11 protein-coding genes are annotated in these 14,307 nt (G+C 65.8%); 7 read left to right on the forward strand and 4 right to left on the reverse strand.

All coding sequences use genetic code 11. The features are described 5' to 3' along the window. On the reverse strand, window positions 1-190 hold a 190-nt coding region (locus AC07Z7_RS23345), incomplete at its 3' end, for a hypothetical protein (RefSeq protein WP_494767821.1). Between the two features lie 224 nt (window positions 191-414). Here AC07Z7_RS23345 and AC07Z7_RS23350 point away from each other — a divergent pair. The 3 genes from AC07Z7_RS23350 (at window position 415) to AC07Z7_RS23360 (ending at window position 3,342) form a co-directional block, all read left to right on the forward strand. Further along, entirely contained in the window at window positions 415-1,212 is a 798-nt protein-coding gene (locus AC07Z7_RS23350) for a lectin (RefSeq protein ID WP_494767822.1), read from the forward strand. A gap of 16 nt (window positions 1,213-1,228) precedes the next feature. Beyond that, the gene (locus tag AC07Z7_RS23355; protein ID WP_094288104.1) at window positions 1,229-1,738 is read left to right on the forward strand and encodes an EF-hand domain-containing protein; all 510 of its coding nucleotides are present in this window, start codon (window positions 1,229-1,231) and stop codon (window positions 1,736-1,738) included. A gap of 236 nt (window positions 1,739-1,974) precedes the next feature. After that, on the forward strand, window positions 1,975-3,342 hold the full coding sequence (locus tag AC07Z7_RS23360) for a TAXI family TRAP transporter solute-binding subunit (RefSeq protein ID WP_494767823.1): 1,368 nt from the start codon (window positions 1,975-1,977) through the stop codon (window positions 3,340-3,342). A 24-nt stretch (window positions 3,343-3,366) separates the two neighbouring features. Here the strand turns inward: AC07Z7_RS23360 and AC07Z7_RS23365 are convergent, their stop codons facing one another. Both AC07Z7_RS23365 and ettA read right to left on the reverse strand, forming a co-directional pair. Continuing rightward, entirely contained in the window at window positions 3,367-5,862 is a 2,496-nt protein-coding gene (locus AC07Z7_RS23365) for a DUF1631 family protein (protein ID WP_494767824.1), read from the reverse strand. 89 nt (window positions 5,863-5,951) lie between these two features. Beyond that, window positions 5,952-7,613: an energy-dependent translational throttle protein EttA gene (ettA, locus tag AC07Z7_RS23370; RefSeq protein WP_094287778.1), complete on the reverse strand. Its 1,662-nt coding sequence runs from the start codon at window positions 7,611-7,613 to the stop codon at window positions 5,952-5,954. Between the two features lie 245 nt (window positions 7,614-7,858). Here ettA and AC07Z7_RS23375 point away from each other — a divergent pair, with 245 nt between their 5' ends. The 4 genes from AC07Z7_RS23375 to AC07Z7_RS23390 all read left to right on the forward strand — a co-directional run bounded on the left by AC07Z7_RS23375 (window position 7,859) and on the right by AC07Z7_RS23390 (window position 13,473). Further along, entirely contained in the window at window positions 7,859-9,646 is a 1,788-nt protein-coding gene (locus AC07Z7_RS23375) for a DEAD/DEAH box helicase (protein WP_494767825.1), read from the forward strand. 100 nt (window positions 9,647-9,746) lie between these two features. After that, window positions 9,747-10,307 carry a Rossmann-fold NAD(P)-binding domain-containing protein gene (locus tag AC07Z7_RS23380; RefSeq protein ID WP_494767826.1) on the forward strand — a complete coding sequence of 187 codons (561 nt, stop codon included), beginning with the start codon at window positions 9,747-9,749 and terminating at the stop codon, window positions 10,305-10,307. 74 nt (window positions 10,308-10,381) lie between these two features. After that, a complete protein-coding gene (locus AC07Z7_RS23385; RefSeq protein ID WP_252658317.1) occupies window positions 10,382-11,425 on the forward strand; it encodes an endonuclease/exonuclease/phosphatase family protein in 1,044 nt (347 codons plus the stop codon). A 158-nt stretch (window positions 11,426-11,583) separates the two neighbouring features. Continuing rightward, on the forward strand, window positions 11,584-13,473 hold the full coding sequence (locus AC07Z7_RS23390; protein ID WP_494767827.1) for a M14 family metallopeptidase: 1,890 nt from the start codon (window positions 11,584-11,586) through the stop codon (window positions 13,471-13,473). A 310-nt stretch (window positions 13,474-13,783) separates the two neighbouring features. Here AC07Z7_RS23390 and AC07Z7_RS23395 read toward each other — a convergent pair. Further along, window positions 13,784-14,307: NAD-binding protein (locus tag AC07Z7_RS23395; protein WP_494767828.1), on the reverse strand; the 524-nt coding region annotated here is incomplete at its 5' end.

Below are 14,307 nucleotides of genomic sequence, written 5' to 3' on the forward strand. Positions count from 1 at the left end.
GGTCATTGAGCGCAGCCACCAGCTGCTGGCGCGAGGCTACGCCGCGCCGCAGCACCTCGTCTGCCAGCGAGGTCAGGTAGGTGATCTGGTCGTTCTTGGCCTGGCGATGGGCCACCCACAGCGATGCTGCAATGGGGATCAGCGCCGCCAGCAGCAGTGGGATGGAGGCAACGACATAGAAGCGTTTCATCGGACACGGCAGTGGTTGGAGGTGACACAGGCAGACACAGTCCTGCCCTGGCGCGGTGCCATCATGCACGAACCGGCGCTGTGGGGCCAACGGGATTTCAACCGATGGCGCGAACAACAACCCAACGCGGTGGCTGCAGGCCATCCTATGATGCAGACAGCGGGTGGTGCCCTGCAGCGAGCCCTGCCAGCCCCCGCCCCTTATCGCAACGAGGAGAGAAACCCATGAAAGACCCGGCCTTTCGGAAACCAGCGTGGCTGCTGTGCCTGCCATTGCTCATGAGCGTCCAGGCGGTACAGGCGCAGGACCAGGTGGTGGATCTGCAGTCCAGCGGCGGCTACACCTCCTACCGCCTGGCGGACGATGTGACCCAGGTGGACCTGGTGGAACAAACCCAGGGCGCCTGCCGCTTCAACCGCACCTGGGGCTACGACCTGACCAACCGCGAGCTGTGGACCAACGGCGGCTGCGGCGGGCGCTTCAAGGTCACGCGCAGCTACGCCCCCGGCAACAACGGTGGCTCCAACGCCGGAGCAGCCGTGGCGGCGGTGGCTGCCATCGCGGGGATTGCCCTGCTGGCCAACCACAACCGGCACGACCACGACCAGCGCCCCGAGTACCCGGATTACCCCCACCAAGGTGGCGACTGGGGCCGCGAGATCCGTGCGGGCGGCGGCCTGTGCCTGGATGTGCGCGGCGGCAAGTTCCAGCCCGGCACTACGCTGCAGGTGTACGAATGCAACGGCACGGCGTCGCAGCGATTCGCAGTGGGTCGTGGCGGCGAGATCCGGGTGCGCGACCTGTGCGTGGACGTGGACCGGGGCGACCCGCGCGATGGCGCACGGGTGGTGCTGTGGTCCTGCTCGGGCTCGCGCAGCCAGAGCTGGTCCACCCGGGGCGGGCAGATCGTGAGCCAGCTCACCGGCAAATGCCTGGATGTGGAGGCCGGTCAGGTTCGCCCGGGCGCGCACACCATGATCTGGCCCTGCAACCGCAGCCCCAGCCAGCGCTGGTGGTGGTAAGGAGTGCGTGATGATGATGAAAAATACCGTTCACCGCATCTGCGCAGTCACCTGCGCTCTGGCCTCGCTGGTCCTCCTGGCGGCTGCCCCCGCAGCCTACGCAGCCGATGCCCCCGTGACCTCTCCCACCACACCGGCCCGGCCCGCCAAAGCGGGCCCCAAACAGGCCGCCAGGCCCCTCGCCGACCGCCTCCAGGCCATTTGCTCATCGGCCGACTTCAACCACGATGGAAATGTGTCGCTGGACGAGTTTCACCAGGACATCGTGCAGAGCTGGCACAGCCTGGGGCCCGATGCACAGGGTTATGTGCACTTGGCTCAACTGAGCCAGGTGCCCCGCATCGGCAAGGGCGCGCTGCGGCGACTGGCCGCAGCCGACAAGGACGCAGATGGCAAGCTGTCCTTCTCCGAGGTGGTGCAGGCGCGCATGGCCTTTTTCGAAGCCGCTGACGGCAACCAAGACGACCTCTTGTCACTGCAGGAGTGCATTGCGTACGAGCGCCAGCGGCGGAGCCAGCCACAATAAACCGTGGGCAAAGGGCGGCCGGCTGTCTAGCCACCCCGTGGCCCGCACAACCTTGCTGGTACCAGCAGGGGTTGAGGTGGCAAGGATTCCTGCCTGCCACACACTCCACGGCCCGGGATAATCGACAGCGCCGCCGAACAGACTTTCTGCAGGTGGGGCTGGGGCATCCTTGCAGCCTTGGCCCAGGTGACGCGCCGCCCCTGCCCCACTGCCTTTGAGATCTTCATCCCTATTCCATGTCCCAGGCCCTTCGCAACACCCTGCTTTCCCTGCGCGATCTGATCGTTTCCGCCGGCCCGCTCGCTTTTCTGGCCGTGGGGCTGCTGGTGCTGGCCTACTGGTGGCTCAACCCCAATCCGCCCAAAACCGTGACCCTGGCCACGGGGCCCGCGCAAAGCGCTTACGAGGAGTTTGGCAAGCGCTACCAGAAGGCACTCGCAGCGGACGGGATCGAGGTGACGCTGCTGCCCAGCGAGGGCTCATCTCACAACCTGCAACTGCTGCGTGAAGGCAAGGCGGATGTGGCCTTTGTGCAAGGCGGAACCGCCGAACTCCTGCCCGACGATCCCGACGAACTGGTGTCACTGGGCAACCTGTTTGTGGAGCCTGTCTGGCTGTTTTACCGCACCGAAACGGCACAGCGCATGTACAACACGCCCCGGCTCGATGGTCTGCGGCAACTGCGTGGCCTGCACGTGAATGTCGGTTCGCAGGGAAGCGGTGTACCCACGCTGATGGAACGCCTGCTGGAGGCCAACAAGGTCGAGCGGGGGGCCGTCAAGCTCTCGCGGCTGGACCAGACCCCGGCCACCGTGGACTTCCTGGCGGGCAAGCTGGACGCGCTGGTGTTCGCATCCGCCCCCGAATCCCTGATGGTGCAGATGCTGCTGCAAACCCCCGGAGTCCAGTTGTTGGACTTCGCGCAGCACGAGGCCTATGCACGGCGCTTCCCGTTCCTGACGCCGGTCACCCTGCCGCGCGGCGTGGTGGACCTGGCCAGCAATGTGCCGGTGAGGGACGTGCGGCTGGTGGCGTCCACCACCTCGCTGCTCGCCCGCGAGGGCACCCACCCGGCTTTGCTCACGCTGTTTGCGCAAAATGCCCAGAAGCTGCACGGGGGCGCCGGCTGGTTCAACCGTGCACGCGAGTTCCCCAACGCGCGCAACAGCGAATTGCCCATTGCAAAGGAAGCCGATCGCGCCATGAACGAGGCCGTGCCCATGCTGCAGCGCTATCTGCCGTTCTGGATTGCCAACCTGATCGAGCGCATGTGGCTGGTGCTGGGTATTCTGCTGGCGATCATGCTGCCGCTGTCGCGCATCGTGCCGCCGCTGTACCAATTCCGCGTGCGCTCGCGCGTGTTCCGCTGGTATGGCCGCCTGCGCGAGATCGAAAGTGACATGGAAACCGGCAGGGCCAACACGGCCGAGCTGCTCAAGGCCCTGGCCGCACTGGAAGCCCAGGCCGAAAAAGTGAGCGTCCCCCTCTCCTATGCCGACGAGCTGTACGCACTGCGCAACCACATTCACCTGGTCCGCAAAAAACTCCTTCGGGTGTCGGAGGCGGGAGAACCCAGGCCACTTCCAGAGGCTGCAGTTCCCTGAACGCAAGAAACCAGGCCGTGTGGATCAGCGGCTTTTGGAGGACTTGGAGCCCGACGAGGGCGAGAGAGGTGCCGACTTGGACAGTGGCGCCATCTTGGAGCTGGAGGCTGGCCGTGCGCCGGAGGACCGGCCATCGGACGGCCTGCGCTCCACGCCTGCGGCATCGGCTGAGCGGCTGGCCCCCTTGGGTGGAAGTGCAGGCACCACGCGCAGAGCCCCCTCCTGCGCCAGCTTGTCCCGCATCCGCCGCGTCATGGACTGGGTACTGGCATCTGGGGCGGTGAACAGGAACAGCGTGCCATGGGGACTAGACCAGGTGAGCTGCGTGCGCACCACACGCCCGTTGGTCACCAACTCCACCCAGGCACCGATCACAAAATCGGCGTAGGGGTCGGGCAGCTCCACGGGCGGGGTGCTGCTGCCCTCGGCCTCTTCGGGCGCCGCGGGCTGCGCTTCAACGGAACTGGCCTCAGGGGGCGTCTCCACCACAGGCTCTGGCGCGACGACGGGCGCGGGCTTTTCAAAAGCCTCCTGGTGCAAACCCACCAGGCGCTGGAGCAAGGCACTGGTCTGGACCGCCGGGTAGTTAATGGTCTTGAGGCCCTTGCGCAGCTTGGCGAGCAGCCCGGGAATGGCCTCATTGAGCCGGTCCGGCTCTTGCCGTGTCAAGTCCGGCTGGGCACTCCAGAGCAGCACGGGCACCAGCGCCAGGTACCCCCCCGGGTCGTCCTTGCCGCCGTCGCTGTTCATCACCTGGGCCAGGGCAATCACGTCAGCCCAAGGGCCTGCGGCAAAGTCAAGAATGTCGGCGGGTACCTGCTCCAGGTCAGGCAGCTTACGGATATCGGCCGCCACTTTTTCAGCCAGCAGTTCCCGCTGCTCGGCATGCAGACGGGCTTTCTCCTCGGCATCCCGCTCTGCCTTGATTTTCTGTTCTTGCTTGTCCCAGGCCGACTGCAGGGCCTTGAGCACGGTATCGAAAGGACCCGCGTCCTTGATCTCATTGGTGGACAGGTGCTCAACGGCTTCCGTGACCAGGCGCATGAAACGGCTGAATCCCTGATCCGTCTCGGCGGTAAAGGCCAGGCTGCGCTGGGTCAGCTCGTCAAGCAGGCGACGTGCGGGATGGGTGCCATCGGTAAAAAAACGCCCATCGTGGTGCACCAGTTGCTTGAGCGCTGGCTCCAGGCTCTTGACCGCCAGCTGGACAGGGGGCAACAAACGCGCATCCTGCGCAATGTTCGCCATCATGCGCCCCACCACCTCTACCGCCATGGCGGTGGACTGCGTCGCAGCCTCCATGGGCATGGAGGCATACACCACCGGCGCCACCCCTGGGCCACGCCAGCCGGACAAGGGCACCGGCAATGAGCCGCCCTGGCTGGCACCAGCACCACCCGCCAGTCGCCCCACCAGCCGCTCCAGCTGGGCCATGTCTTCGATGGCCTCGGCAGCCGCTCCCGAGGGGAAGTAAGCCCCGGACAGCGAAGACTGCGCACTGGCCGCGCCTGCGCGGGGATCCACCCACCCGGGCTGCCCAGCCACAGGTTGCGCAACCACGGCCCCATAACCCGGGGCGGCAAACGGGTCACCCCCGGCCAGCATCTGGCGCAGGATGCCCACCGTCAGCAGGGCTTCTTCAGCCGCATCGACCGCTGCCGACACGGGCACTTGCTGGGAATCTCCACTCCAGCCCGTGGACGGCCCCACGCCCCGGCCATAGCCGGTGTTGCCGTAGTCGCCCATGGGAGCGTTCATTGAGTGGCCATAGCCCGAGTATCCGGTGCCATAGCCTGTTCCAGGACCGCCGTAGGCCTGCCCGTAGCCCGTGCCCGGGCCGCTGTTGCGGCCGCCACCCGATGGCGTACCCAGCACGGCATAGCCCACAGGCTGGACACCATGCTCGCGCAGGCTCTTGGCGGTGTTTTTGTATTCTTCTACGAGCAGCTTGCCCAGCAAGTCCCGCATGTGCTGCATCCAGAGCTGCCGGACTTCGGGGGACACGCCCGTATCGCTGACCACCCGCTGCAGGGCCCGTATGTAACTTTCGGGGCGCAGCGGGTTTCGCTCGGGCTGCACGCTGCGCAACCCCTGTGCCGCGCTGACCAGGGTATTGAGTTCAGCCAATACGGCATCGGTGGCATGCAAGGCCGATTGCTGGGCCTTGGAGAGTTCCACCTGCGCCAGCATCTCGTTTTCGTCCATGAGCGACAGCTCACCGAAATCCATGCCGGTGTCGTCGGCAGAACTGCGCCCCTTGGTAACGGCAGGCCCTTCCGCAAATATCTCCAGCAGGGCCATGGGATAACCCTTGACCAGCGCAGCCTCATGCTGGTTGAGGTAGCGCAGGCTGTCACTGATCAGGTTGCGCTGCTGGATGCCGACGCTGCCCGTCTCCTCCTCCGCCAAGGCCCCTTGGGTGACCTTGACCAGCTGCTGCATCAATGCCTCGCCCCCGCGCACGGCGTTGACGACACAGGCACGAAACACGGTTCTCGTACGAGACGCAGGCTGGGACATGGTGGGGAGGAGTCGGCGAACAGGTTTCCAGTTGCAATCCTACTTGACCTGAAGGCTGGATTCAGGTCTTTGAACCGCCTACCGGCAGCTTATTTCAGGGCTTTGTAACGCATCCGCTTGGGTTTGGCCCCCTCCTCACCCAGACGCTTCTTCTTGTCGGCCTCGTACTCCTGGTAATTGCCGTCAAAGAACGTCCACTGGCTGTCACCTTCGGCCGCCAGGATGTGGGTGGCGATACGGTCCAGGAACCAGCGGTCGTGGCTGATTACCAACACTGTGCCAGCGTATTCCAGCAGCGCATCTTCCAGGGCACGCAGGGTTTCCACGTCCAGGTCGTTCGAGGGTTCGTCCAGCAGCAACACGTTGCCGCCTGCGATCAGGGTCTTGGCCAGGTGCAGGCGGCCGCGCTCACCACCGGAGAGCATGCCCACCTTCTTCTGCTGGTCGCCGCCGTTGAAGTTGAAGCGACCGCAATAGGCGCGGCTGGCCATCTGGAACTTGCCGATGTTGATCATGTCCAGCCCGCCAGACACGTCTTCCCACACCGTCTTGTCGTCCGACAAGGCATCGCGGTGCTGGTCCACAAAGGCCATCTTCACCGTGGCGCCGATCACCACTTCGCCGCTATCAGGCTGCTCGCGGCCCGCAATCAGCTTGAACAGCGTCGATTTACCAGCCCCGTTCGGGCCGATGATGCCGACGATCGCGCCCGCCGGGATGGTCATGGACAGGTTATCGATGAGCACGCGGTCGCCAAAGGACTTGGTGACGTTGTGGAACTCGATCACCTGGGTGCCCAGGCGGTCGGCCACAGGAATGAAGATTTCCTGCGTTTCGTTGCGCTTTTGGTATTCGTAGTCGGAGAGTTCCTCGAAGCGGGCAATGCGCGCCTTGCTCTTGGCCTGGCGGCCCTTGGCGTTCTGGCGCACCCACTCCAGTTCCTTCTTCAGAGCCTTGGCACGGGCTTCTTCGCCCTTTTGCTCGGACTCCAGGCGGGCCTGCTTCTGGTCCAGCCAGGTGCTGTAGTTGCCCTTGTAGGGAATGCCGTAGCCACGGTCCAGTTCGAGAATCCACTCGGCCGCGTTGTCCAGGAAGTAGCGATCGTGGGTGATGGCCACCACGGTGCCGGGGAAGCGGTGCAGGAACTGCTCCAGCCAGTCCACCGACTCGGCATCCAAGTGGTTGGTGGGTTCGTCGAGCAGCAGCATGTCGGGCTTGGACAGAAGCAGGCGGCACAGCGCGATGCGGCGCTTTTCGCCACCGGACAGCAGGCCGATCTTGGCCTCCCAGGGCGGCAGTCGCAGGGCGTCGGCGGCGATCTCGAGCTGGTGCTCGGAATCGGTGCCAGCCGTGGCGATCACGGCTTCCAGGCGGGCCTGCTCGGCGGCCAGGGCGTCGAAATCGGCATCGGGCTCGGCATAAGCGGCGTACACCTCTTCGAGCTTGGCCTTGGCGGCAAACACTTCGCCCATGGCCTCTTCCACGCTCTCGCGGACGGTGTGCTCGTTGTTGAGCTGGGGTTCCTGGGGCAGGTAGCCGATCTTGATCCCGGGCATGGGGATGGCTTCGCCTTCGATTTCCTTGTCCACGCCGGCCATGATCTTGAGCAGGGTGGATTTGCCCGAGCCGTTCAGGCCCAGCACGCCAATCTTGGCGCCGGGGAAGAAGCTCAGGGAGATGTCTTTCAAGATCTGCCGCTTGGGCGGCACGGTCTTGGAGACGCGGTTCATCGAATAAACGTATTGGGCCATTGGGTTCTAACCTGGGGAATGGGGCAGAAGAATTTCTGCGTTCAAATGCCGATTATCGGGCCATGCGACAATATGCCCCGCGACGGGCTCCAGTTGCCCGCTGCATCAGCACACTGCTGGGGACGAAAGAAGCACCCTGCTTCCGGGCTCCCAATCCTGAACCTCATCGGCTTGAGACTGGCTCGGCAACCCCCGGTTGCACGACAGGCCGATACCCAGCGCCCCGGACGGGCGCATCCAAAGACATGACATTTGACGAACTGAACCTGGCTCCTGCCATCCTGAAGGCCGTGCACGAAACGGGCTACGAGACCCCCACGCCCATTCAGGCCCAGGCCATTCCCGCTGTTCTGGAAGGCCACGACCTGCTGGCCGGCGCCCAGACAGGCACTGGCAAGACCGCCGCGTTCACCCTGCCCATGCTGCACCGCCTCTCGCAAGGCACGGCCCCCAAGAACAAGTTCGGCGGCAAGGGCATCCGCGCCCTGGTGCTGACACCCACCCGTGAACTGGCTGCCCAGGTGGAAGAATCCGTACGCGAATACGGCAAGTACCTGGACATCAACTCCACCGTCGTCTTTGGCGGCGTGGGCATGAACCCACAGATCGACCGCATCAAGCGCGGCGTGGACATCCTGGTGGCCACCCCGGGCCGCCTGCTGGACCTGCAGCAGCAGGGCTTCCTGGACCTGTCCACCGTGGAAGTGCTGGTGCTCGACGAAGCCGACCGCATGCTGGACATGGGCTTCATCCACGACGTGAAGAAGGTGCTGGCCCTGGTGCCCAAGGACAAGCAGAGCCTGCTGTTCTCGGCCACCTTCAGCGACGAAATCCGCGATCTGGCCAACACCCTGCTCAAGAACCCGCAAAGCATCCAGGTCACCCCCCGCAACACCACGGTGCAGCGCATCACCCAGGTGATCCACCCCGTGGGCCGTGGCAAGAAGAAGCAGGTGCTGCTGCACATCATCCAGCAGCACAACTGGAGCCAGGTGCTGGTGTTCACCCGCACCAAGTTCGGCGCCAACAACGTGGCCGAGTTCCTGACCAAGAACGGCGTCTCGGCCATGGCCCTGCACGGCAACAAGAGCCAGAGCGCCCGCACGCAGGCCCTGGCAGGCTTCAAGAGCGGTGACATCCGCGCGCTGGTGGCGACCGACATCGCTGCGCGCGGCATTGACATCGACGACCTGCCCCATGTCGTGAACTACGAAATCCCGAACGTCTCGGAAGACTACGTGCACCGCATTGGCCGCACTGGCCGCGCGGGCGCAACCGGTGAAGCCGTGAGCCTGGTCTGCATGGATGAAGAAGGCTTCATGATGGAGATCGAGCGCTTCACCAAGCAGCAGATCCCCGTGCAGGTCATCGAGGGCTTTGGCCCCGAACCCGGAGAGAAGGCCGAGCCCATTGCCATGGGCCGCCAGACCATCTGGGGTGGTGCAGGCAAGCCTCCGGGCCGTGACGTGATGCAGGCAGCTGCCAAGGCCGCCCGCAGCGAGATGATGGAACGCATCCGCACCAACAAAGCCAGCCAGGGCGGCGGTGGTGGCGAGCGCGGCCCCCGCCCTGCCGGAGGCGGCAATGGCGGCGGCCGTGGTGGACGCGCCGGTGGCGGTGCAGCAGCGAATGGCGGCGGCAACGGCCCACGTGGCGGCCGTGCCGGTGGTGGTGGCCAGGGCGGCGGCGCGCGCGCCGGTGGGCAGGCCCCTGCACGCGGTCGCTCCGGCGGCGGTGGTTACGAGGGTGGCGGCAATCGATATGACGACTCGCAACCCCCACGCGCCAATGCCCACCTGGGTACACACTCGGGCCACAGCAACCCCGGCAACCGCCACTCAAGCCATTCGGCCGGTGGGCAGCCTGACCCCATGCGCACCAGCGTAGACAGCATGGGCGGCGGTGGTCGCCGTGGTGGTAGCGGTTATCGTGGCGGCAACGGTGGAGGTGGCGGCTATGGCGGCGGCAATTCTGGTGGCCGGGGCAACGGGCCTCGTGGGTCGGGCGGTCCTCGCGGCTCTTTTAACCGCTGACACCACCCCGTCGAGGGGCCATGCAGCGACGCCAGCGACCGCTGCAGGCACCTCGCCGCCTCTTTCGGAAGACCCCCAGGGCACAGCAGCCACCATCCACGTGCTGCATGCCCGGGACCGGCGCCCTCCGGCGCTGGCCCACCCTCGGCTGCAACTGCACGCAGTCGATTTTTCCGACCTGCCCGCATTGCCTGCGGTGGACCATGTCTATATCACCCTGGGCACCACCATGGCGGCAGCAGGCAGCCAAAGCGCTTTTCGCAAGGTGGACTACGACGCGGTGATGGCCACCGCCCGGGCCGCACGTGCCGCAGGCGCAAGCCGCTGCGGCGTGGTAACCGCCATGGGCGCAAACGCGCACTCACGCATCTTCTACAACCGCGTGAAGGGCGAGGTCGAGCGCGACCTGCAGGCCCTGGGCTTTGCCACCCTGGTCATTGCCCGCCCCTCTTTGATGATCGGCGAGCGCCAGGCTTTGCAGCAGGCCGCACGCCCGGCCGAATCTCTCTCGATCCAGCTCTTCAAATGGCTGGACCCGCTCATTCCTGACAACTACCGCGCCCGCCCCGGCGCCGATGTGGGGCGTGCGCTGGTCCATGCCGTACAGTCAGGCCCGCCCGGGCTGCAGGTGCTGTCGGGCCGCGCGCTACAGCAGCCTTGACGCCTGCCCGGCCCCAGCGCTTGAAGGCTGCCCCGCAATTTTTTACCCCCAAGGACTCCCCGACTCCTCTGCCCATGCGCCCCAACGACCCGCCCCAGCCCTTGGCCACCCTGATGGTGGCCACCTGCAATGTGTTGAACCTGGCCAACCCTGGGCGCATGTTCTATGAAAACCAGGACCCCTACAGCGCCGCAGAGTTCGAGCGCAAGCTCACCTGGCTGGGGGAGCGCCTGCGCATGCTCAACGCCGATGTGCTGGCGGTGCAGGAGGTCTGGGACGAAGCCGCCTTCAAGGGCGCCCTGGGCCGCAGCGGGCTGCGCTACGACTTTGTGGCCGTCCCCGGGGCCGAGAACGACGCCGAGCGCCATGGTGCGCAAGGCACCCCCCGCGTGGGCATTGCCACGCGGCTCAAGGTGGAAGCCCTGCAGTCTTTTCCTGACTTTCCCCCAGGCCTCCAGGTGGAGGTGCCCGGCCTGGGACCACACACCCGCTTCGAGCGCCCGCCCCTGGTCGCCACACTGCGCATGAAACATGGTCAGACCCTCAATGTGCTGACCGCTCACCTCAAGTCCAAACGCCCCAAGTTCCTGCAGGATGCGCAGGGCAACCCCACGGAGGACCGCGACGACCACAAGGTGATGGCACTGGCCTCACTGCGCTCGCTGGTCATGCGGGGCTCCGAAGCCATGGCTCTGCGCTGTCTGATCATCGACCTGCTGCACCGCACCAACATCCCGCTGGTGGTGCTGGGCGACTTCAACGACACACCCGACAGCGTGACCACGCAGCTCATCTGCGCTACCAACGAGATCGCCTACGACCGGTCGGCCAGGGATGTCGCCCTGTTCAACGCCTATGACCTCCAAGGCGAAGCCACGCTGAAAAAGGACGTGGCGTATTCGCACATCCACCAGGGCTCCCCTTCCGTGCTCGACCAGATCCTGGTAAGCGAAGAGTTCATGGCCACCGGGCGCAACAGCGTGGGCGATGTGCGCCGGGTCGACTACTTCAACGACCACCTGCACGAAGGCCGCGACCGCACCCGGTCCGACCACGGGTTTGTGCGTGCGCTGCTGCGGCTCAAGATGCCGCCTGCAACACCACAGTCGCCACCATAGCCATCCCCACAAGACCATTCGGCCTGGAGTGCAGACCTCTCGCCATGTCAACCAGCGCATTGCAACGGGATGTACGCCGATACAGCTGGGCACAACTGCACAGGTAACATCAACGCCACTGACGCCCCCCCAGCGAGGCATCCCTTGGCAGAAAACCCATGACCATGCACCCATCTCTTCGCCGCACGCCCCTTGCAGGGACAGACACCGCCCGCCCCGTCACGGCTTCTTTGCGGACCATGCGCTGGGCAACCTCTGCCACCCTCGCTGCCCTGCTGCTCACGGCCTGCGGCAGCACACCGCTGCCCCCCTGGCCCTCCACGCCAGCCGCCCAACGGCCGACTGCGCCAGCCCCGCTGCCGCGCACGCAGCAGGGCACGGTGGTGCCTGCGCCGCTGGGCCAGCAGCAGCTGGCACCACAGCAGCCGCCACAGCGCGCGGCCGTGGTGTCCACCCCCCTGCCCCCGGCTGCGCCGCTGGTGGTGCAGAACGAAGGCCCCATGGCGCCGCCTTACAGCGCTGCCGTGGCCGCACGTTTTCCCAACCCGCCGATTTCCTACAACACGCCAGGGCTGGGGCAGGATCGCCGGGCCTTCACCACCAATGCCGAACTCGGCCAGTGGCTGCGGTCCCTGGCGGATGCAGCCCCCCGTGGCGCCACCCGCACCAAGCTGCTCAACATCGGCACCTCGCAGCGCGGTGAGCCCATCCAGGGGTTGCTACTCACCCGCGCAGCAGGCACAGACCCTGCCAGCCTGGACAACAGCGGCCGCCCCACGGTGGTGCTGATCGGCCAGCAGCATGGTGACGAGCCCGCAGGCAGCGAAGCCTTGCTCGTCATCAGCAGCGAGCTGGCCCAGGGGCTGCTGGAGCCGCTGCTGGACCGCATCAACGTGGTGGTGGTGCCCCGCGCCAACCCCGATGGCGCCGAGGTCGGCACCCGTGTCACGGCCAATGGCACGGACATGAACCGTGACCACCTGCTGCTCAACACCCCCGAGGCCCGCGCACTGGCCCGGGTCATCAATGACTACCGTCCCATCCTGGTGGTGGATGCCCACGAATACACCGTGGTCGGCCGCTACCTGCAGAAGTTCAACGCCATCCAGCGCTACGACGCACTGCTGCAGTACACCACCACGGCCAATTACCCCGAGTTTCTGACCAAGGCCTCGCAGGAGTGGTACCACCAGCCCATGGTGGCCGCGCTCAAGGCCCAGGGCATCGCCAGCGACTGGTACTACACCACCTCGACCAACCTGGAAGACAAACGCGTCTCCATGGGCGGCACGCAGCCCGACACGGGGCGCAACGTCCATGGCCTCAAGAACACCGTCAGCCTGCTCATCGAGACACGCGGCGTGGGCATTGGCCGCATGCACATCCAGCGCCGTGTGCATTCACAGGTCACAGCCATCTCCAGCGCCCTGCGTAGCACGGCCGAGCGGGCCGCCAACCTGGAGCAGGTGCGCTCCTTTGTCGCCCGGGACGTGAGTGCCCAGGCCTGCCGTGATCAGGTAGTGGTCGAGGCGGCAGCCACCCCCACCCAGCGGGACCTGGACTTTCTGGACCCGGAGACCGGTGCAGACCGCACCATCCGCGTGGACTGGAACTCGTCGCTCACCCTGCGGACCACCAAGTCGCGCGCCCGACCCTGCGGGTACTGGCTGGCGGCGGGCTCCACAGCAGTCGTAGAGCGCCTGCGGCTGCTGGGCCTGCAAGTGATGCGTGTGGCCGAGCCCGGCGCCATGCTGGCTGAAACCTACCGGGAAACCGCGCGCGAAACCGGCGACCGCCAGGACGTGATTGGCACCATTGCCGGGGGCACCGGCATCGTGCGTGTCCAGGTGTCCACCGTGCGCAGCGCCGTGGATGCCCCGGCGGGCAGCTTCTATGTGCCGCTAAACCAGCCCCGCGCCAATCTGGCAGTGGCCGCGCTGGAGCCAGACACGCAGAACAGTTATTTCGCCAACCGGATGATCGAAGACCTGGGCCAATTGGCCCGCGTCATGGCAACACCCGCCTTGGTGTTTGAAGAAACCGAGTAATTCATAGACCGCGCCCAACGAAAGGGCGCGGCACCCTCGGCGGCTGCTGCCGCAGGGCAGATCGCCTTCCCTTCGCAGAGAGGGCCTGCGGTCACCGCAACGTGCAGGCGCCCCGGTGGCGGCGCGGGGTGTTTTGATGGCCGACATGGCCAGCCCGCTTTTTGGCGAGCCCGCCAGCCACTTGCGGGCCGATTCAGAACAGGTGCAAACACTCTGGGTGATCCCAGAAAACGCAACACCTTAATATTGCTACATATTTAGTAGCAATTAATCCTTTATGGTCGCGCGCAGAGCCCTTTTTTTGCTTGAATCACACCGGTCCATGCAAGGGCGCAGGGCCGGTGGAGCGCGCCTGCCGCGCCCGGGACCGCTCCAGCACATGGTGCGACATCAGCTGAGCCAGCGCATCTTCGGCCAGAAACACCACGGCGCCATCACACTCCTGCACCAGCCTGCGCGCCTCATCCTCGCTGTGGCTGCGCACGACGGTCTCGATGGCGGGATTCAACGTGACCGCCGTGGCAATGATCTGCCGCACGTTGAGAGAGTCGGGCGTGGCAATCACCAGCATGGCGGCGCGGGCGATGTGTGCCTGGATCAACACGGCGGGCTCCACCGCATCGCCGAACACGGCGGCAATGCCCTCCGCCCGCAGCGACTCCACCAGTTCACGGTTCTGCTCGGCCACCACAAACGGAATGTCGTGAGCGGCCAGGGCACTCGCCACGCGCCGCCCTACCCGGCCATACCCCACCAGCACCACCTGGCGGGCAAGATAGCGCGAATCCGTGCTCATCGGCAGCTCTGCCAGCGGGTCATCGCGCTGCTCCAGCC

It is taken from the genome of Acidovorax sp. GW101-11A03, assembly GCF_059424825.1.